The organism is Sphaerisporangium corydalis (assembly GCF_025506355.1).
Taxonomy (GTDB): Bacteria; Actinomycetota; Actinomycetes; order Streptosporangiales; family Streptosporangiaceae; genus Sphaerisporangium; species Sphaerisporangium corydalis.
Window position 1 is genome coordinate 162,266 of the sequence record NZ_JANZYP010000003.1, and the last position, 18,324, is coordinate 180,589.

Sequence of the window (18,324 nt, forward strand, 5' to 3'; positions counted from 1 at the left end):
GTCGGTACCATGCACGCTGGAGGTCGACGGTCAGGGTCCCACCTGATCGTGCATGGCGGTTGTCCGCGTTTCGAAGTGATTCGAAGGGAACCGTTCATGCGCAAGAAGCTCCTCAGCATGCTCGCGATGGCGCTGGCCGCGTCCTTCCTCGCGGGCGTCAAGGCGCCGCCGGTGACGGCGGCCGCGTCCGATCCGTACACCTACAAGAACGTCCAGATCGCCGGCGGCGGGTTCGTCCCGGGGATCGTCTTCAACCAGACCCAGAAGGACCTCATCTACGCCCGCACCGACATCGGCGGCGCGTACCGCTGGAACCAGTCCACCCAGACGTGGACCCCGCTGCTCGACTGGGTCGGCTACGCCAACTGGGGGCTGAACGGCGTGGTCAGCCTGGCCACCGACGCCGTGGACCCGAACAAGGTGTACGCCGCCGCCGGGATGTACACCAACTCCTGGGACCCCAACAACGGGGCGATCCTGCGGTCCAGCGACAAGGGCGCCACCTGGCAGACCACGGCCCTGCCGTTCAAGCTCGGCGGGAACATGCCGGGCCGGGGCATGGGCGAGCGGCTGGCGATCGACCCCAACAGGAACAGCGTGCTGTACTTCGGGGCGCCCAGCGGCAACGGCCTGTGGCGGAGCACCGACTCCGGCGTCACCTGGGCGAAGGTCGCCAACTTCCCCAATCCCGGCAACTACATCCAGAGCCCCGGGGACGCCTACCTCGGTGACAACCAGGGCGTCGTCTGGGTGACGTTCGACAAGCGCACCGGCACCTCGGGGAACGCGACGCAGACGATCTACGTGGGCGTCGCGGACAAGGCGAACACCGTCTACCGCACCACCAACGGCGGGTCGACGTGGGAGCGGGTCGCCGGGCAGCCGACCGGGTACATCGCGCACAAGGGCGTCCTGGACACCACCAACGGCTACCTCTACATCGCCACCAGCGACACCGGCGGGCCGTACGACGGGGCCAAGGGCGACGTGTGGCGGTACGCCACCGCGACCGGCGCGTGGACCCAGATCAGCCCGATCCCGTCGAGCAGCGCCGACGACTACTTCGGCTACAGCGGCCTGACCGTCGACCGCCAGCATCCCGGGACGCTCATGGTCGCCACCCAGATCTCGTGGTGGCCCGACGTCATCTTCTTCCGCAGCACCGACTCGGGGGCCACCTGGACGCGGGTGTGGGACTTCACCAGCTACCCCAACCGCTCGTTCCGCTACAAGATGGACATCAGCGCGTCCCCGTGGCTCACCTTCGGCGGCAACCCGTCCCCGCCCGAGGTCACGCCGAAGCTCGGCTGGATGACCGAGTCGCTGGAGATCGACCCGTTCAGCTCCGACCGGATGATGTACGGAACCGGGGCCACGCTGTACGGCACCACCGACCTCACCAAGTGGGACGCCGGCACCCAGTTCACGATCAAGCCCATGGCGGCCGGTCTGGAGGAGACCGCCGTGCTGGACCTGGTCAGCCCGCCGTCCGGCGCGCCGCTGGTCAGCGCCCTGGGTGACATCGGCGGCTTCCGGCACGACGACCTCACCCGGGTCCCGTCGATGATGTTCACCCAGCCGGCGTTCACCAGCACCACGAGCCTCGACTACGCCGAGACGAACCCGAGCGTGATGGTCAGGTCGGGCAACTTCACCGACTCCGACCGGCCCAACGACAGTCACGTGGCCTTCTCCACCGACGGCGGCGCCAACTGGTTCCAGGGCACCGAGCCCGGCGGGGTCAACAGCGGCGGGACCGTCGCGGCGAACGCCGACGGCACCCGGTTCGTGTGGGCGCCGGGCGACTCCGGACTGCAGGTCGTCTACTCGGCCGGCTACGGCACCACCTGGACGCAGGCCGGCGGCGTGCCGGTGAACGCCGTCATCGAGTCCGACCGGGTCAACAAGAACAAGTTCTACGCCTTCTCGGCGGGCGGCTTCTACGTCAGCACCAATGGCGGCGCCGCGTTCACCAAGACGGCCGCCACGGGCCTGCCGACGACCGGCAGTGTCCACTTCAAGGCGCTGCCCGGCGCCGAGGGCGACGTCTGGCTGGCCGGGGGCACGTCCGGGCTGTGGCACTCCACCAACTCCGGCGCCTCGTTCACCAAGGTGAGCGGCCCGACCGAGGCGAACAACATCGGCTTCGGCAAGGCGGCGTCCGGCCGGACGTACCAGGCGCTGTACCTGATCGGCATGGTCGACGGCGTGCACGGCGTCTACCGGTCCGACGACACCGGCGTCACCTGGGTGCGGATCAACGACGCCGCGCACCAGTACGGCAACTTCGGCGAGGCGCTGACCGGCGACCCCCGGATCTACGGCCGGGTCTACATCGGCACCAACGGCCGGGGCGTCATCTACGGCGACCGCACCGGCGGGAGCACCACGCCGGACACCACGGCCCCGTCCAGGCCCGGCACGCCCGCCGCGTCGTCGATCACCTCAACGGGCGCCACGCTGTCGTGGACGGCGTCGACCGACAACATCGGGGTCAGCGGGTACGACGTGTACCGGGAGGCGGGCACCACCGACGTGAAGGTCGGCACGGCCTCGTCGGCGTCGTTCGCGCTGACCGGGCTGTCGGCGAGCACCTCGTACACGTTCTACGTGGTGGCCAGGGACGCGGCGGGCAACAGCTCCACGGCGTCCAGCCCGGTCACGTTCAGCACCACCAGCGGTGGCGGGTCGGGCGGCGGCGGCTGCGCGGCGGTGTACAAGGTGACCAACTCCTGGCAGGGCGGCTTCCAGGCCGACGTCGCGGTCACCAACGCCGGCACCGCGGCGATCACCGGCTGGACGGTGAAGTGGACCTTCGCCAACGGGCAGACGATCAGCCAGCTCTGGGGCGGCGTCCTCACCCAGTCCGGGGCCGACGTCACGGTGCGGAACGCGAGCTACAACGGGAACCTCGGCGCCGGCGCCTCGACGTCGTTCGGCTTCGGCGCGTCGTGGACGACGGCCAACGCCGTCCCGGCGTCGGTCACCTGCACGGCGAGCTGAGCTCGGCCGCAGCGTCACCCGCACGACGAGCTGAGGTCGGCCGTAGCGGAGCGGGAAAGCGCCTGGCCCCGGTCGTCGGACGACCGGGGCCAGGTGACGGCGGCCCCTGGAAGCCGCGGCCGGGTCAGAAGGCGGAGACGTAGGTGGACATCGACGGCACGTTCACCGTGGTCATGGCGTTGTAGCACGCGATGTCGCGGACCACCACCTCGTTGCCGAGGGTCCCCCAGATGCTGAGGAGGTTGCAGTATTCGGGCCCGGGGCCGAAGGCGGTGACCTGGACATCGTCCTGGAGCACGCCGACCTTGTGGAACCGCACCAGGCGCAGCCCGATGCCGGCCGACTGGATGTCGTTGAAGGACGACACCGAGTTGTAGGTGATCGCCGCCGGCACCGGCGTGTACGGGCCCACGACGGCCGGGGTGTTGTCGAAGGTGTAGGCGAAGTTCTTCGGCGGGATCGCCCCGCCGGTGATCGCGCGCTCACGGTGGTAGGTCAGGTTCCACCCGGTGGTGAACGGCACGCTCGTCGCGTTGTGGCAGCGCACCTGGATGGCCTGCAACCCGCTGGACGGCGCCCACGCGCCGACCTTGCAGCGGGCGGCCACGCTGGAGTTGACCGAGGTGACCTGGATGTTCCCGGACTGGCCGATCGATCCGAGGCCGGGCAGGAGGACGGTCCACACGCCGGGGGAGGTCAGCGTGACGGTGTTCACGGCCGCCGCGGAGTTGTACTGCGAGGTGATGGACGCGCCGTCGAAGGCGATGTACCCGAACGCCTGGGGCGGGGGCAGCGTCTCGGAGCTCTGCTCGAAGACGATGGAGAACGGGGTGAAGCTCGCCGCCCCGCCGTACTTGTAGCAGCGGACCGCGACGAGTTCGTCGACGCCCGCCTGCCACCACTTCTCGACCTGGCACCACTGGGAGGTCTGGGTCACCGCGGTCACGTGCACGACCCCGCCGGGTATGCCGATGTTGGGGAACTTGACGACCACCTCGCCGACGGCGCCCGGGGTCACCTGGACGGTGGGCCCGACCCCCCAGGTCCCCGCCTGGTGGTTCAGGTCGGGGACGCCGGCGGTGACGTTGACGAAGGCGAACCCCCACACCTTCGGCACGGCCGCCTGGGCGCTGCCCGCCACCGCGGTGAGCCCCGCCGCGAGCATCGCCGTGATGCAGAGCACCCGGGCGATGACCCTTCGTAACTGACGCATGTCGTCCTCCATCCACGTCGGAGCTGAACAAGATCGTGCGCAACCATTGCCGGATGTCCCGGCAAGTCTGGTTAGGGATGGAGTGTCTGGGATCACACCGCCTCTATGGCATTTGATAACCCGCCCGCCGGACGTTGAGAAGACCCAACCTCCGCGACCGGCCCGTTTCCGCCGGACCGTCCGGACATCGGCCCGCACCTGGGGATACGGATGCGCGTCCGAAACCCCGCGGCGAGGACGAGACGGCCCGGCGGGCCTCCGCCTGGGGTCGTACGGCGAGTTCTGCCCGAGGGAGGAGGCGGCCGGAGCAGGCCGGTCTATTCTGGACATCGACAGGGGGATCCAACCGGGGGTGTGCATGTGGCCGTGACCGAGGACAGGCACGGCGGCGCCACGAAGGCCTCCCGCCGCGACGGTCTCAAGGGCCGTCTGGACGGCGTGCGCGCGACCCGCACGGGCCGCCTCACCCTGAAGATCGGCGCCGGCGTGCTCGGCGCCGCGCTGGTGATCGGCGGGCTGCTGCTGGTACCGCTGCCCGGGCCGGGCTGGCTGATCGTCTTCGCCGGCCTCGCCGTGCTCGCGACCGAGTTCACCTGGGCCCACCGCCTGCTGGAGTTCGCCAAGAAGACCGTCTCGGCCTGGACCGCCTGGCTGATGCGGCAGCCGTGGCCGCTGCGGATCCTGATCGGCGCCCTGACGCTCGCGCTCGCCGCCGTCATCGTGTGGTTCATGCTGAAGCACACCATCGGCGTCGACCTCGTCCAGGTGGCCCGCGACCTGCTGACGTGACAGGGGAGTTGTCAGCCGGGTGCGCGGTAAATCACCGAGAAATGTGATGTAAAGCATAAAAACCTCGTCGCGCGCGGAGTAACGTCCGGTTCCAGAGATCCTCACCGGACAAGAGGTGCACAGGTGAGCGCTGCCGAGGGACGCGGGTGAGCGCCTTCCCGGCATCCGCGCCGTCCCACGTGCCCCGCGAGTTCGCCGACGTCATCCGCGACCACCTGGCCGACCTCGCCGAAGAGATGATCGCCGAGATCCAGGCCAGCGTGCCGGAGTACGCGCGGCCGGGGGACGAGAAGTACGTCAGGGCCGTACGCCGCGCCGTCGAGGAGGCGCTCCGGCTGTTCCTCGGGCGGACGGCCGAGAACGGCTCGGGCAAGGGCAGGCTGCTGGAGGTCTACCGCGCGATCGGCAAGGGCGAGGCCAACGAGGGCCGCCCGCTGGACTCCCTCCAGGCGGCGCTGCGGATCTGCGCCCGGGTGGCCTGGCGGCGCCTCGCGCTGGAGTCCGAGCGGCTGAACCTCTCCCACCGGCGCATGTCGGAGGTCGGCGAGGCGATCCTGGTCTACCTCGACGAGATCGCCGCCGCCGCGGCCGAGGGGTACGCCGGGGCACAGATCAAGGTCGCCGGTGAGCTGGAACTGCGCCGCCGCCGGCTGCTCGACCTGGTGGTGGCCGACCCGCCCGCCGACCCGAGGGCCGTGGAGGACCTGGCCAGGGCCGTGCGCTGGACGGTGCCGAAGACCGTCGCCGGGGTGGCGCTCGCGGCCCGGTCGCCCGGCGCCGGAGCCCGGCCCGCGCTGCCCCCCGACGTGCTGTCCGACCTGGACCGGTCGGATCCGTGCCTGGTCGTGCCCGACCCCGACGGCCCCGGCCGGGCCGGGATCCTGGACGTCGCCGTGCGGGACTGGGTCGTCGCCCTCGGCCCGCCCGCGCCCGTGCATGAGGCGGCGCAGTCGCTGCGCCTGGCCCGCGAGGCGCTCACCCTGGCCCGCAGAGGGGTGCTCGCCGGCGACGGGGTGATCCGGTGCGCCGACCACCTGTCCACCCTGATCATCTTCAAGGACGAGGCGCTGATCCGGGTGATGCGGCGGGTGCGGCTGGCGCCGCTGGGCGCCCTGCGCCCGGCGCAGCGCGACCGGATCGCCGAGACGCTGCTGGCGTGGCTGCAGTGCGGCTACAACGCCAACGAGGTGGCGGCCCGGCTGCACGTCCACCCCCAGACGGTGCGTTACCGGCTCAGGCAGGCGACGGAGCTTTTCGGCGACCAGCTGAAAGCGCCCAACGACCGGTTCGAACTGGAAATCGCCCTCCGTGCCCGCGCGCTTTCCGCGCAGGCGTCGCCGCGCTGAGGAAAGGCGGCCGGCGGCTGGGAGGCGAGCCTATTTCGGCATGCCTGACATGCGGTTTTGTCAGTCATATGACAGATATGCGGTCACCTTTCATTGCCCTGGCCACAGTTATCGACACCCATCTCGCTTACCTTTCTGGAATTCGGTCGAAATGCGTTTCGCATGGCTGGAAGGCAGGAAGGCAATGCGTTTTCGGGTCGTCGTCACGGCACTGGCCGTGGCAGTACTCCTCTTCTCGGCGTTCACCGGCACGGCGCGGGCCGAGACCTCGCCGCAGGGGGCGAACGACTGGTCCTGCCGGCCCTCGGCCGCCCACCCCCGTCCCGTGGTCCTGGTCCACGGCACCTTCGAGAACATGGCGATCAACTGGCCGGCGATCTCGCCCCTGCTGAAGGCCAACGGCTACTGCGTCTTCGCGCTGAACTACGGAGGCGCGCAGAACGGCCTCATCCAGGGCACCGGGGACATCGCCCAGTCCGCCCAGCAGTTGTCGGCGTTCGTCGACCGGGTGCTCGCGGCCACCGCGGCGCCCGAGGTGGACATGGTCGGCCACTCCCAGGGCGGGATGATGCCCCGCTACTACCTGAAGTTCCTCGGCGGGGCGGCCAAGGTGAAGAAGCTGGTCGGCCTGGTGCCCTCCAACCACGGCACCGGCCTCAGCGGCCTGGTGGCGCTCGGTCGGCTGCTCGGCCTGGTCGGGCCCATCACCGACGCCTGCCCGGCCTGCGGCCAGCAGATCGCCGGCTCGTCCTTCCTCGCCGGCCTCAACGGCGGCGGCGACACCGTCCCCGGCGTGGACTACACGGTGATCACCACGCGGTACGACGAGGTGGTCACCCCGTACACCTCGGCGTACCTCAGCGGGCCCGGGGTGCGGAACATCCTGCTGCAGGACGCCTGCCCGTTCGACATCAGCGCCCACGTGGGCGTGATCCTCGACCCCGTCGTGCTGCGGATGGTGCTGAACGAGCTCGACATCGCCAACCCCCACGGGCGGATCAACTGCCTGAACCCGCTCGGCTGACCCAGGCGCCCCACTCAGGCGCCCTCAGGAATCCCGGTTCAGCACCCCGTCGATGGTGAAGTGCACCTTCCGGGTGACCTTGTTCTCGCCGTATCCGGAGAAGGCGAACTCCAGCCGGCCGTCCGCCTGGCGGGTGAGCGTGATCATGCCGTCGCGCACGCAGTCGCCGCGCATGCCCACCCGCTTCAGCGTCGCGGTGTCCCCGTTGATCCGCACCAGCCGCGAGGTGCCCGTGCACCGGTACTCCTGGAACTCGTCGGTCACCGTGGCGCCGCCCTCGCGGATCGTCAGGACCAGGGAGTCGGTGGCCCCGGGGTCGTACTTGACCCGCCCCCGCCACACCCCCGCGAAATCGGCGGGGAAACCGGAGGCGGCGGGCGTGGGATCGGCGGATGTGGGACGCGGTGAGGCGGCCGGTTCGGTCGGCTTGGCGGGGATTGCCGTCTCCTCCGGCTGAGGCGTGCTCTGCTCGGGGATCGGAGTGGTCACCGGGGCCGGGGCGGCCGTGGTGGCCGGAGGCGTCGACGGGCGGCGCGTCGGGGTGGCCGGAGCCGCCGGGCCGGGCGTGGACGCGGTGCCGTGCGCGCCCCCGCCGAGGGACGGGACGAGCACCGCCGCCGACACCCCCACGGCCAGCACCGAGAGCGCGGCGCCGAGGATCACCCCGCGCCTGCGGCGGTGCGGACGTTCCCGCCCTCCCACGGGTTCGGTCGGCGCCGGCGGGCCGGCCGCCGGGGAGAGTCCGGTCGCCGGAGCGGGGCCCGTGGCGGGGAACGGTCCCGCCGCGAGGGCGGCCACGGCGCCGGGGGAGGGCGGCCGGGCGGCCGGCAGCGCCCGGCCGAGAAGACGCAGGTGGATGTCGATCATCGTCGGGCGGGCGGCCGGGTCCTTGTCGAGGGCGTCGGCGACGATCGACCGGAGCGGCTCGGTCAGCGGCCCGAGGTCGGGCGGCGCGGTCAGGATGCGGTGCATCACCGCCGGCAGCGCGTCGTCGCCGAACGGCGGCCGGCCGCTCGCCGCGTAGACGATCACGCCGCCCCAGGCGAACACGTCGGACGCCGGGCCGACGCCCGACCCCGCGAGCTGCTCCGGCGCCATGTACGCGGGGGTGCCGACGATGCGGCTGCTGAGCGTGGCCGCGCCCTCCAGCGCGCGGGCGATGCCGAAGTCGATCACCCTCGGCCCGTCCGGGCCCAGCAGGACGTTGCCCGGCTTGAAGTCGCGGTGCACGATGCCCGCCTCGTGGACGGCGGCCAGCGCGGTGGCGGTCGCGACCGCAAGGCGGTGCAGGTCGGGGCCGGACCGGGTGCCCGCCCGCTGCAGCGAGGGCCCCGCGATGTACTCGGTGACGACGTAGGGCTGGGCGGCGTCGGGGTCGGCGTCGAGGACCTGCGCCACGCAGAACGGCGCCACCTGGCGCGCCGCGGCGATCTCGCGGGCGAAGTAGCGGCGGTTCTCCTCGTCGGCCGTCCAGTCGGCGCGCAGCAGCTTGACCGCGACCGGCTCCCCGCCGTCCTTGCGCCCGAGGTACACGACCCCCTGCCCGCCCGCGCCCAGGCGCCCCTCCAGGTGGTACCCGCCGGCCTCGTGCGGGTCCCCATGGAGTAGCGGCGTGATGTCCGGCATGGCCCTCCCCGTGCGTTCCCCCTGCCCACGGCTACGGTACCGGGCGATTTCGGGCACTCAGCGCGACGGGCTCCGCCATGCGGGCGCCCGCCGGGGAAAGGACGGTTCAGAGGTAGAGGCCGGTGCCCTGCTCGGACTGCGGGGTGGCGACGGCGTGCAGGTCGCGTTCGCGCATGACCAGGTAGACCTGGCCGTGCACCTCCACCTCGTACTGGTCGTCGGAGTTGAACAGCACCTTGTCCCCCACCTTGACCAGGCGCGCGTTCGCCCCGACGCCGCACACCTCGCCCCAGACGAGCCGGTTCGCCATCGTCACCGTGGCGGGGATGACGATGCCGCCGGAGCTCCTGCGCTCCTCGGAGTCCGTCTCGACCTTCACCATGACACGGTCGTGCAGCATCTGGATCTCGAATTTCGGGTCAGGCACCCTCGAAGCTTATTCGGCCCCCGGCGTGAGAGAGCGCTCTCATGTACGTGATCGGTACGATGCCCGCAAGGAGGCGTGAATGACTCAGGACTTCAGTGAATGGCAGTGGGTCAACGAGCCGGCGAAGTGGTCGGCGGGGGAGGACCTTCTGGTCACCGCCGAGGCGCTCACCGACCTGTGGCAGGTCACCCACTACGGGTACAGCTTCGACACCGCCCATGTCTTCGGCAGGACGATGCCCGGCGACCTGCGCGTCACCACCACCTTCCAGGGCGCCTACACCGACCAGTACGACCAGGCCGGCGCGATGCTCCGGATCGACGAGAAGAACTGGATCAAGGCCGGCGTCGAGTACGTGGACGGCAGGATCCACGTCAGCGCCGTGGTGACCCGGGGCTTCTCCGACTGGTCGATGCTCTCGGTGGACGGCCCCGTCGAGTCGGTGAGCCTGGAGCTGACCCGCGAGGGGGACGCGGTGACCGTCAAGTACGGACTGGACGGCGCCGACCCGGTGAACCTGCTGCGGCTGGCCTACTTCCCGCCCGGCGTCCCGGCGCTCGCCGGGATCATGTGCGCGGCCCCGAGAGGGGAGGGCTTCGAGACCCGCTTCACGTCGCTGACGGTCGCGTGATCCCGCACGGCCGCCGGCCGGTGGACCTGCGACATTCCCGCCACTCAGGCCGATTGAGTGTTTTGTCCCCCTTTAAGCAGTTTTTCGATAAGAAAACTGTCTATCAGATGGGGGGCCTGCCGAGTGAGGGCTCGTAACATGTATATGTTGGTTTCCTGCGATGGGATCGCGCGTTGCGGGGATCTTGGTGGTGATGACCAGGCCGCGACCGCCTCGGTTTACCGGTCCCGTGCGGGGCTGAGGAGTTGACGCGTGACTGACGAGACCAGGCGGGCATCCGCGGGCCTGGACACCAGCGTTCCCAATTATGCCCGTGTCGCCAATTACTTTCTCGGTGGAAAGGATAATTTCGCCGCGGATCGTGAGGCCGCCGAGCAGATCCTGGCCGTGGCCCCGGAGATCCGCACGATGGCGCGGGAGAGCCAGGCGTTCCAGGCGCGGGTGATCAAGTTCCTCGTCGGGGAGGGCATCACCCAGTTCCTCAACGTCGGGGCGGGCATCCCCGCCCAGCAGAACACCCACGAGGTGGCCCGGTCGCTGACGCCGGACGCCCGCGTGGTGTACGTGTCCACCGACCCGGTGGTGCTCTCGCACTCGCGGGCGCTGCTCGCCACCGACGAGCGCACCGGCGTCGTCGAGGGCGACATCCTGCACCCGGCCGAGCTGGTCGCCGACCCCGGTCTGCGGCAGGTGATCGACACCGAGCGTCCGGTGGCGGTCATCATCATCAGCGCCCTGCAGTTCCTCCCCGACAGCGACGACCCCTTCAAGCGGGTCGCCGAGCTGCGCGACTGGATGCCGGTGGGCAGCTACCTGTGCGTCATCCACGCCGTCTTCGACGCCCGGCCGGAGGTCGCCGCGCCGATCGTCGACGTCTACCAGAGGGTGCTCGACCGGCCGGGTGAGAACGCCTCCCGCACGCGCGAGCAGGTGCTGGGCTTCTTCGACGGGTTGGAGCTGGCCGAGCCCGGCCTGGTCTACATCCGGCAGTGGCGGCCCGACAACCCCCTCAACGTGCACCGGCCGGAGAAGGCCTGGCTCGTCGGGGGCGTCGCACGCAAGTCCGGCCCCTGACCCCGTGGTCACCGCCTTCGCGGTGCTGGCCGAGCCGCACCGCCGCCGCATCCTCGACCTGCTCCTCGAACGCCCGAGGGCCGTCGGGGAACTGGTGGAGGAGCTGGGGCTGACCCAGCCGGGCACCTCCAAGCACCTCAAGGTGCTCCGCGAGGCGGGGCTGGTCCGGATGCGCCCGGACGCCCAGCGGCGGGTGTACGAGTTGCGGATGGAGCCGCTCGCCGAGGTGCACGAGTGGCTGGAGCCGTACCGGCGCATGTGGGCGCGCCGTCTGGACGCGCTGGAGCGTCACCTCGACGCCATGCCCGACCTCGGCGACTGAGGCGCTGGACCGTCCCCGGCAATAGGACTACAGTCCGTTTTCGTGGCGGAAACGGGGACCGGCGGTCCGGAATCACCAGAGCTCCTGAGCCTGCTCGCGGGCGCGCCGCCGCGCGAGCGCGCCGACGCCGCGAGGAACCGCGAGAAGGTGCTGGCCGCCGCCGCCAAGCTGTTCCGCGAGCGGGGGGTCGCGGCCGTGTCGATGGACGCGATCGCCGCCGAGGCCGGGGTGGGCAAGGGCACGCTCTTCCGCAGGTTCGGCGACAAGTCCGGCCTCGCGGTCGCCCTGCTGGACGAGCGCGAACGCGAACTCCAGGAACGCGTCATCTACGGCCCGCCGCCGCTCGGCCCCGGCGCGCCGCCCGGCGAGCGGATCCAGGCTTTCGTGGCGGCCTACGCGGACTACCTGTTCGGCCATCTCGACCTGCTCCTGGTCTCCGAGACCGCCCCGCCCGGCGCCCGCTACCGCATCGGCGCCTACCGCTTCTGGCACCGGCACCTGGCCATCCTGCTCGGCCGGGCACGGCCTGGATGTGACGCCGGCTACCTGGCCCACGCCGTGCTCGCGCCGCTGGCCGCCGAGGTCGCCACCGCGCTCAGGGAAGAGTGCGACGTCGCGCGCACCGTCGCGGGCCTGGGCGACCTCGTCGCGGCGCTGACCGGATCCGACCCGATACTGTGATGCGCGTTCGGTGTCGAAAAAGGCGGTAGATCTTGAGGATTGCACCATTTAGCCGGTTGTCCCGTCCGCTCCGCTGGGTGGCCCGCGTCCTCACCGCCGTCCTGGTCCTGGCGATCGTCCTCGCCGGGGCCGCCACCTGGACGGTGCGCAGATCGTTCCCCCGGCTCGACGGGGAGCTGCGGCTTCCCGGGCTGAGTGCGAAGGTCACCGTCCTGCGCGACCACTACGGCATCCCGCAGATCTACGCCGACAACCCGCGCGACCTGTTCATGGCCCAGGGCTACGTCCACGCCCAGGACCGGTTCTGGGAGATGGACTTCCGCCGCAAGACCACCGCCGGCCGCCTGTCGGAGCTGTTCGGCTCCTCCACGCTCGACGTGGACCGGGTGGTGCGCACGCTCGGCTGGCGGCGCACGGCCGAGCAGGAGGTCCGCCTGCTCAGCCCCGAGACGCGCCGGGCGCTGGACGACTACGCGGTGGGCGTCAACGCCTGGATGGGGCAGAACCAGGGCTTCGCCGAGCGGAGCCTTGAGTACGCGGTCCTGAAGCTGACCAACGGCTCCTACACGCCCGAGCCGTGGACCCCCGCCGACTCGCTGGCCTGGCTCAAGGCGATGGCCTGGGACCTGCGCTCCAACATGGACGACGAGCTGGAACGGGCCCTGGACGCCTCCGCGGTCCCGGTGAGCAGGGTCAAGGAACTGTTCCCCGCCTACCCCTACGACCGCCACCAGCCGATCGTCACGACCGGCGGCGTGCGGGACGGCGCCTTCACTGGGACGACGTCCGGGCCCGCCGCCACGGCGTCGTCGCAGGCGCTCGCGCGGGTCGCGCGCACCCTCAAGGCCGTCCCCTCGCTCCTCGGCACGGCCGGCGCCGACCGTTCCGGCATCGGCTCGAACTCCTGGGTGGTGAGCGGCGCGCACACCGGCACCGGCAAGCCGCTGCTCGCCAACGACCCGCACCTCGGGCCGCGCATCCCCTCCATCTGGTACCAGGCGGGGCTGCACTGCCGGGTGCGGTCGGCCGCCTGCCCCTACGACGTCGTCGGGTACACGTTCTCCGGCCTGCCGGGAGTGGTGATCGGGCACAACGACCGGGTCGCGTGGGGCTTCACCAACCTCGGCCCCGACGTCACCGACCTGTACCTGGAGCGGACCAAGGGGGACACCTACGAGGTCGAGGGCCGGTGGACGCCCATCGAGACCCGGACCGAGGAGCTCAAGGTCGCCGGAGGCGCGCCGGAGAAGCTCATCGTGCGGTCCACCAAGCACGGGCCGATCATCTCGGGGGTGCTCGGCGGCGCCAAGGACGCGCTCCCCGGCGCCGCCGCGAACGCGGGGGAGACCGGCACGGGGGCCAAGGCGGGGGAGGACGGCAGGCTCCCCTCGGCCGGGCACGACGTGGAGGTGGCCCTCCGCTGGACCGCCCTGGACCCCGGCCGCACGGCCGACGCGCTGCTCCTGCTGGACACGGCGTCGAACTTCGACCAGTTCAGGAAGGCGGCGTCGTACTTCGAGGCCCCCGCCCAGAACATGATTTATGCGGACGTGGACGGAAATATCGGTTACCAGGCTCCCGGGCGGATCCCGATCAGGTCCAAGGGGGACGGCCAGTGGCCGGCGCGGGGCTGGACCGGGGACGAGGAGTGGAAGGGCTTCATCCCCTTCGCCGAGCTTCCCATGGCCTACAACCCGCCGGAGGGGTTCATCGCCACCGCCAACAACGCGGCGATCGGCCCCGGATACGACCGCTTCCTCACCGCCGACTGGGCCTACGGATACCGCTCGCAGCGCATCGTCGACCGTCTCAAGCAGGCCATGTCCGCGGGCAAGGTCACGGTCGCGACCATGGGGAGCATCCAGATGGACTCGGTCAACACCCTGGCCCCGATCCTGGTGCCGCACCTGCTGCGCGCGGGCGTCCCCGGCGACGGCGGCGCGATCACCACGATGCTCAAGGCCTGGGACTTCACCCAGGGACCCGACTCCGCCGGCGCGGCGTACTTCAACGCCGTCTGGCGGCACCTGCTGCGGCGCGCCTTCGACGACGAGCTGCCCGAGGGCGCCCGGCCGGGCGGCGGCGACCGGTGGTACGAGGTGGTGCGCGCGCTCCTGGACAAGCCCGCCGACCCCTGGTGGGACGACGTGCGGACCAAGGACAGGGCCGAGACCCGGGACGACACGCTGCGGGCCGCGATGACCGACGCGGCCAAGGAACTGCGCGACCTCCAGGGAGACGACCCCGGGGACTGGCGCTGGGGCGACCTGCACACCCTGGAGCTCACCAACGAGACCTTCGGCACCTCGGGCATCGGCCCGATCGAGTGGCTGTTCAACCGGGGCCCGCTGCGGCTCGGCGGCGGCAAGGACGCCGTCGACGCGACCGGCTGGAACGCCAACGAGGGGTACCAGGTGGACTGGGTGCCCTCGATGCGGATGGTCGCCGACCTCGCCGACCTGGACCGGTCGCGCTGGGCCAACCTCACCGGGGCCTCCGGCCACGCCTTCCACGCCGACTACGACGACCAGGCGGAGATCTGGGCGGACGGCGGCACCACCCCGATGCGCCAGACCGAACAGGCCGTACGCAAGGACACCGAGAACACCCTGACCCTCACCCCGTGAAGACCGCCCGGGAGGCCACGGAAGGGGCCGGGGTCAGCGGACGCGGACGCGGGTGCGGTCGCAGGTCGCGCATCGCTGGGTGACGACGTGGCCGATGCGCTCGACCGGCCGCCACCGGTGGCGGAGATGGACGCCCGACACCAGCCGCGCGATCGGCTCGGGCACCCGGAACCGGGGGAACGACGGGCGGCCCATCCGGCCGGCCGTGCCGTGATCGCTGGATATGTACATGTCTGTGCCCCCACGCCTCGGGCCGTCAGGGACGGCGGGATGAGCCCGTTGTCCGTCCTCCCGTGCCCGTCATCCCCGCACGCATGCGCGCGGGGATGACCGCGCGTGACCACCCCGCCACCGAGCTGCGCAAAGGCCGCCGAAACACCCGGAACTCCAGCTCGATCCCAGGAAAACACCGGTACGCGGGGGCGAGGCGCTAGCCGCTCGTCACCGAGGCGATCTCGGCGAGCGGGAACTCCAGATAGTCGCCGGCCTCCTCGCACCAGGCGTCCAGCACGCCGCGCCGCAGCTCGCCGTGGCTGATCGTCGCGGTGAGCCCGTCCGACAGCGTGATCAGCGCCCGCACGCCGCGGTCGACGACGAAGCCCAGCAGGGACTGCTGGGCGGTGGGCAGGCGGGTGGCCAGGCGGCCGATCACCGCCCAGGTCTGCCCGGTGTGCCGCTCGCCCTCACGGGTCAGCATGAGCCGCCGGGCGTGCTCGCGCGGGTCGGGCGGCGGCTCGGCGATGGGCGCCTGCGGCTCCTCCAGCTCGGCCACCCGCCCGCCGGGCAGCAGGATGAGCCGCCCGCCCTGCGGCTCCCGCCTGACCGCGATCTCGCCGCTGTCGTCCACCGGCACCGGGGCGTACCCGGCGTCGCGCAGCGCGGCGAGCGTGCGGTCGGCCGGGGCGGTGCCGGCCAGCACGGTGGGCGCGAGCAGCCGCAGCCCTAGCCGGGCCAGGCGTCGGTGCGCGGCGATCTCGGCGAGCAGCGCCGGGTCCGAGCCCTGGATGATGCAGCCCACGGTGGTGACCGTGACCTCGCCGTACCGCCGGGCCACGTCCTTGACCAGGTAGGACAGGGGCTGCGGGATGGTGCCCGCCTGGCACAGCTCCTCCAGCAGCGAGTCCGCGGAGTACCCCGCGTCCAGGGCGCGCCGCACGCTCGCGGGGGTGAACCGCCACACCGAGGCCGACCCCCTGGACTCGCGGTCGGCGGCGCGGTCGAGCAGGCCCGACAGCTCGGCGGCGGGCGGGCCGGTGACCACGGCCGTCAGGTCGGCCCCGAACAGGGCGGTGCGCTGGGCGCCGGCCAGGGCGTGCACCGACGACCCGACCAGCCCCGGATCGCGCTCGATCTCCGGCACGGTCTCGTCCTGCTCGTCACCGGCGGCGGCCGACCCGAGCGCGGCGAGCGCGCGGCCGAGGTCGGTCAGGGAGTCGGCGGCGACCAGCCCGATCAGCCGGGCCTCCGCCAGGACCGCCGGGCAGCACTCGGCCAGCAGCTCCCGGTCGAGCAGGGGGGCCCGCCAGTGCACGGCCTGCACCAGCTCGGGCATGCTCGCGAAGGCGGCGTCCGGCGGGAGGGTGGCCAAGGTGGCGAGCACGGCCCACCGGATGCGGGCCACCGTCTCACCGGCCGGGTCGTCGCCGAGCACCGTCGGGTACTTGCCGGCGACGCGGCGCAGCGACGAGCGCTCCATGCGCCACCACGCCGACAGCAGCGCGCGCAGCCGCGCGGGGGCGTCCTCCAGGCGCCAGGCGTCGAACCGCTTGGTCGGCACCAGGCCGCCCGCCGTCTCGTCCCAGGCGAGCAGGCGGGCGACGGTGCACACCTCCAGCAGCAGCCGGGTCTCCTCGTCGGTGGAGCCGGTCTCCTTGCCGACCCTGCGCACCTCCCGCACGCCGACGCCGCCGCCCTTGAGCAGGGGGAGCGGGGTCTTGTCGGTGTTCTCCAGCAGGGCGGCGGCCCGGTCGACGGCGTGCGGCGCGGCCAGGCACATGGCGTGGTCGACGGCCTCGGGGTCGGCGGGCACCGTGCCGAGCTCGGGCGGCTCGGGGGTGAAGGGGGCGTGGTAGTCGGGGCCGCGCAGCGCGAGCGCCACCTCGCGCGGCATCTCGGCGATGTCCCACTGGGTGCGGTAGAGCAGCCCCCGGTCGGCCACCCACTTCTCGGGGCCGGGGGTGACGAAGCGGTTGCCGTCGACGCCGCGCACCGGGCCGTCCCAGGCGAACTCGTCGAGCAGGCTGACGGTGCCGTCGGGGGCCTCGCGCAGCAGCTCGGCCAGCCGGTCGGCGTCGCCGAGCACGGCGGTGAGGCGGCCCATGAGCTGCCGCCTGCCGCCCTGGGCGGACAGGCCGAGGCTGCGGCTCATGCGCCGCAGTCCCTCGGCGTTCAGGGTCCAGGAGTCGAGGTAGGAGACCAGCGGCTCGCCGAGGCCGCACGGGGCGGTCCACCAGCGCGCGACGGCCTCGGCCAGGTGGAGGCGGCCGTCGGCGCCCGGCCAGGCGAGCGCGTGGTCGAACAGGCCGTCCAGCCAGGGGCGCACCTCGGCCGAGGTCACGCCGAGGAAGCGGGCCAGCCCGTCCGCGGTGGCCCGGTCGCCGATGACCAGGCAGGCCTGGAGGATCTCCAGCGGGGGCAGCGGGAGGCCGCGCATGACCTCCATGACGGCGAAGTTGTCACTCAGGCGCCGGGCGAGGGTGTCGAGGCGGCGCGGCCAGGGCGCGGCGATCGCGTCCGGGCGGTTGGCCAGGACGCGGGAGAGCCGCTCTTCGTCAAGGGTCGTCAACCAGTCGAGCAGGTGATCATCCATCACAGCTCTCTCGAAGGTCTCGCGGGAGTCACCAAGAAGCCACCGTAATGCAGAGCACCCGTCCGACGGGATCGAGCCGGCAGAATAGGGCTCGATTCCTTGGCATCCGCGCCGTCTCCGGCCCCGATTCAGCTTTTCAGCACGGCCCAGACGACCTTGCCGCACGGCAGCATCGGGTTCCAGCCCCAGCGGAGGCTCATCGACTCCACGATGTGCAGCCCCATGCCGCCGGGCTCCAGCGACTCGGGGTGGCGCAGCACGGGCGCCGCCGAGCCGGGGTCGGCGAAGGCGCAGGCCACCAGCGAGCCTCTGCGGATCATCGACATGCGGATGGGCTCGGTCCCGCTCCGCCGCAGGTCCTGCGCGTCGAGCACCAGGCCGTGCCGGAGCGCGTTGGTGGCGAGCTCGGACACGACCAGCTCCATGTCCTCCGCCAGGTCGCTCATGCCCCAGCCGATGAGGCTGCCCGAGGCGAAGCTCCTAGCCGTATGTACGGATTCGGCCCGTGGAGGGAGGACGAAGGTGGCACTTGACGTGCCGGCTCCAGGGGAGGCGAGGTCACGCGCGGGGTTGGGCCACCAGCCGGCCGGAGGCCACCAATCGAAGGCCGACCACTGGGTTTGCCCACGTGTCAGGTCCGTGGAGTGCACGAGATCATGATGGTGCAAACTCATGTGCAGGTGCAAGAGCGAATGCACGTGCAGAAGACTCGTGCAACCGCTACGGTGGGCCCCAGCGAGTAAGACCGAAGG

Annotated in this window: 15 protein-coding genes; 9 read left to right on the forward strand and 6 right to left on the reverse strand. The window is 71.8% G+C overall.

Going from position 1 to position 18,324, the window contains the following annotated elements; genetic code table 11:
* Positions 1 to 96 precede the first annotated feature (96 nt).
* Positions 97 to 3,003, forward strand: coding sequence for a cellulose binding domain-containing protein (locus NYZ98_RS03615; RefSeq protein ID WP_262841004.1), 2,907 nt, complete (start codon positions 97 to 99; stop codon positions 3,001 to 3,003).
* Between the two features lie 124 nt (positions 3,004 to 3,127).
* On the opposite strand, the gene NYZ98_RS03620 is transcribed toward NYZ98_RS03615, so the two are convergent.
* Positions 3,128 to 4,216: a hypothetical protein gene (locus tag NYZ98_RS03620; RefSeq protein WP_262841005.1), complete on the reverse strand. Its 1,089-nt coding sequence runs from the start codon at positions 4,214 to 4,216 to the stop codon at positions 3,128 to 3,130.
* Positions 4,217 to 4,576: 360 nt separating this feature from the next.
* On the opposite strand from NYZ98_RS03620, the gene NYZ98_RS03625 reads away from it, so the two are divergent.
* The 3 genes from NYZ98_RS03625 to NYZ98_RS03635 all read left to right on the forward strand — a co-directional run bounded on the left by NYZ98_RS03625 (position 4,577) and on the right by NYZ98_RS03635 (position 7,375).
* On the forward strand, positions 4,577 to 5,005 hold the full coding sequence (locus NYZ98_RS03625) for a TIGR02611 family protein (protein ID WP_262841006.1): 429 nt from the start codon (positions 4,577 to 4,579) through the stop codon (positions 5,003 to 5,005).
* A gap of 146 nt (positions 5,006 to 5,151) precedes the next feature.
* Entirely contained in the window at positions 5,152 to 6,351 is a 1,200-nt protein-coding gene (locus NYZ98_RS03630; protein WP_262841007.1) for a PucR family transcriptional regulator, read from the forward strand.
* A 184-nt stretch (positions 6,352 to 6,535) separates the two neighbouring features.
* Complete coding sequence (locus tag NYZ98_RS03635; RefSeq protein ID WP_262841008.1) at positions 6,536 to 7,375, forward strand: esterase/lipase family protein; 840 nt, start codon at positions 6,536 to 6,538, stop codon at positions 7,373 to 7,375.
* A 24-nt stretch (positions 7,376 to 7,399) separates the two neighbouring features.
* Here NYZ98_RS03635 and NYZ98_RS03640 read toward each other — a convergent pair whose 3' ends face one another.
* Together NYZ98_RS03640 and NYZ98_RS03645 are read right to left on the reverse strand one after the other, a co-directional pair.
* Complete coding sequence (locus NYZ98_RS03640; RefSeq protein WP_262841009.1) at positions 7,400 to 9,001, reverse strand: serine/threonine protein kinase; 1,602 nt, start codon at positions 8,999 to 9,001, stop codon at positions 7,400 to 7,402.
* A 106-nt stretch (positions 9,002 to 9,107) separates the two neighbouring features.
* A complete protein-coding gene (locus NYZ98_RS03645; RefSeq protein ID WP_262841010.1) occupies positions 9,108 to 9,428 on the reverse strand; it encodes a GroES family chaperonin in 321 nt (106 codons plus the stop codon).
* Positions 9,429 to 9,507: 79 nt separating this feature from the next.
* Between NYZ98_RS03645 and NYZ98_RS03650 the strand changes: the two genes are divergently transcribed.
* From NYZ98_RS03650 to NYZ98_RS03670, 5 genes are all read left to right on the forward strand, one after another.
* Positions 9,508 to 10,059, forward strand: a complete 552-nt coding sequence (locus tag NYZ98_RS03650; protein ID WP_262841011.1) for a DUF1349 domain-containing protein — start codon at positions 9,508 to 9,510, stop codon at positions 10,057 to 10,059.
* Between the two features lie 252 nt (positions 10,060 to 10,311).
* The gene (locus tag NYZ98_RS03655; RefSeq protein WP_262841012.1) at positions 10,312 to 11,133 is read left to right on the forward strand and encodes an SAM-dependent methyltransferase; all 822 of its coding nucleotides are present in this window, start codon (positions 10,312 to 10,314) and stop codon (positions 11,131 to 11,133) included.
* Between the two features lie 4 nt (positions 11,134 to 11,137).
* On the forward strand, positions 11,138 to 11,455 hold the full coding sequence (locus NYZ98_RS03660; protein WP_262841013.1) for an ArsR/SmtB family transcription factor: 318 nt from the start codon (positions 11,138 to 11,140) through the stop codon (positions 11,453 to 11,455).
* Between the two features lie 42 nt (positions 11,456 to 11,497).
* Positions 11,498 to 12,136 (forward strand): TetR/AcrR family transcriptional regulator, encoded by a 639-nt coding sequence (locus NYZ98_RS03665; protein WP_262841014.1) that lies wholly within the window; start codon positions 11,498 to 11,500, stop codon positions 12,134 to 12,136.
* A gap of 56 nt (positions 12,137 to 12,192) precedes the next feature.
* Positions 12,193 to 14,763 carry a penicillin acylase family protein gene (locus tag NYZ98_RS03670; protein ID WP_262841015.1) on the forward strand — a complete coding sequence of 857 codons (2,571 nt, stop codon included), beginning with the start codon at positions 12,193 to 12,195 and terminating at the stop codon, positions 14,761 to 14,763.
* Between the two features lie 33 nt (positions 14,764 to 14,796).
* On the opposite strand, the gene NYZ98_RS03675 is transcribed toward NYZ98_RS03670, so the two are convergent.
* The 3 genes from NYZ98_RS03675 to NYZ98_RS03685 all read right to left on the reverse strand — a co-directional run bounded on the left by NYZ98_RS03675 (position 14,797) and on the right by NYZ98_RS03685 (position 18,246).
* Positions 14,797 to 14,994, reverse strand: a complete 198-nt coding sequence (locus NYZ98_RS03675; protein ID WP_262841016.1) for a hypothetical protein — start codon at positions 14,992 to 14,994, stop codon at positions 14,797 to 14,799.
* A gap of 199 nt (positions 14,995 to 15,193) precedes the next feature.
* Entirely contained in the window at positions 15,194 to 17,572 is a 2,379-nt protein-coding gene (locus NYZ98_RS03680; RefSeq protein WP_262841017.1) for a helicase-associated domain-containing protein, read from the reverse strand.
* A gap of 128 nt (positions 17,573 to 17,700) precedes the next feature.
* Positions 17,701 to 18,246, reverse strand: coding sequence for an ATP-binding protein (locus tag NYZ98_RS03685; protein ID WP_262841097.1), 546 nt, complete (start codon positions 18,244 to 18,246; stop codon positions 17,701 to 17,703).
* Positions 18,247 to 18,324: the final 78 nt, after the last annotated feature.

What these genes read in the sequence shown, in the direction of transcription:
- NYZ98_RS03615 (WP_262841004.1), top strand. Translation starts at nt 97, where the DNA reads ATGCGCAAGAAGCTCCTCAGCATGCTCGCGATGGCGCTGGCCGCGTCC.
- NYZ98_RS03620 (WP_262841005.1), bottom strand. Translation starts at nt 4,216, where the DNA reads ATGCGTCAGTTACGAAGGGTCATCGCCCGGGTGCTCTGCATCACGGCG.
- NYZ98_RS03635 (WP_262841008.1), top strand. Translation starts at nt 6,536, where the DNA reads ATGCGTTTTCGGGTCGTCGTCACGGCACTGGCCGTGGCAGTACTCCTC.
- NYZ98_RS03640 (WP_262841009.1), bottom strand. Translation starts at nt 9,001, where the DNA reads ATGCCGGACATCACGCCGCTACTCCATGGGGACCCGCACGAGGCCGGC.
- NYZ98_RS03650 (WP_262841011.1), top strand. Translation starts at nt 9,508, where the DNA reads ATGACTCAGGACTTCAGTGAATGGCAGTGGGTCAACGAGCCGGCGAAG.
- NYZ98_RS03675 (WP_262841016.1), bottom strand. Translation starts at nt 14,994, where the DNA reads ATGTACATATCCAGCGATCACGGCACGGCCGGCCGGATGGGCCGCCCG.
- NYZ98_RS03680 (WP_262841017.1), bottom strand. Translation starts at nt 17,572, where the DNA reads ATGGATGATCACCTGCTCGACTGGTTGACGACCCTTGACGAAGAGCGG.
- NYZ98_RS03685 (WP_262841097.1), bottom strand. Translation starts at nt 18,246, where the DNA reads ATGAGTTTGCACCATCATGATCTCGTGCACTCCACGGACCTGACACGT.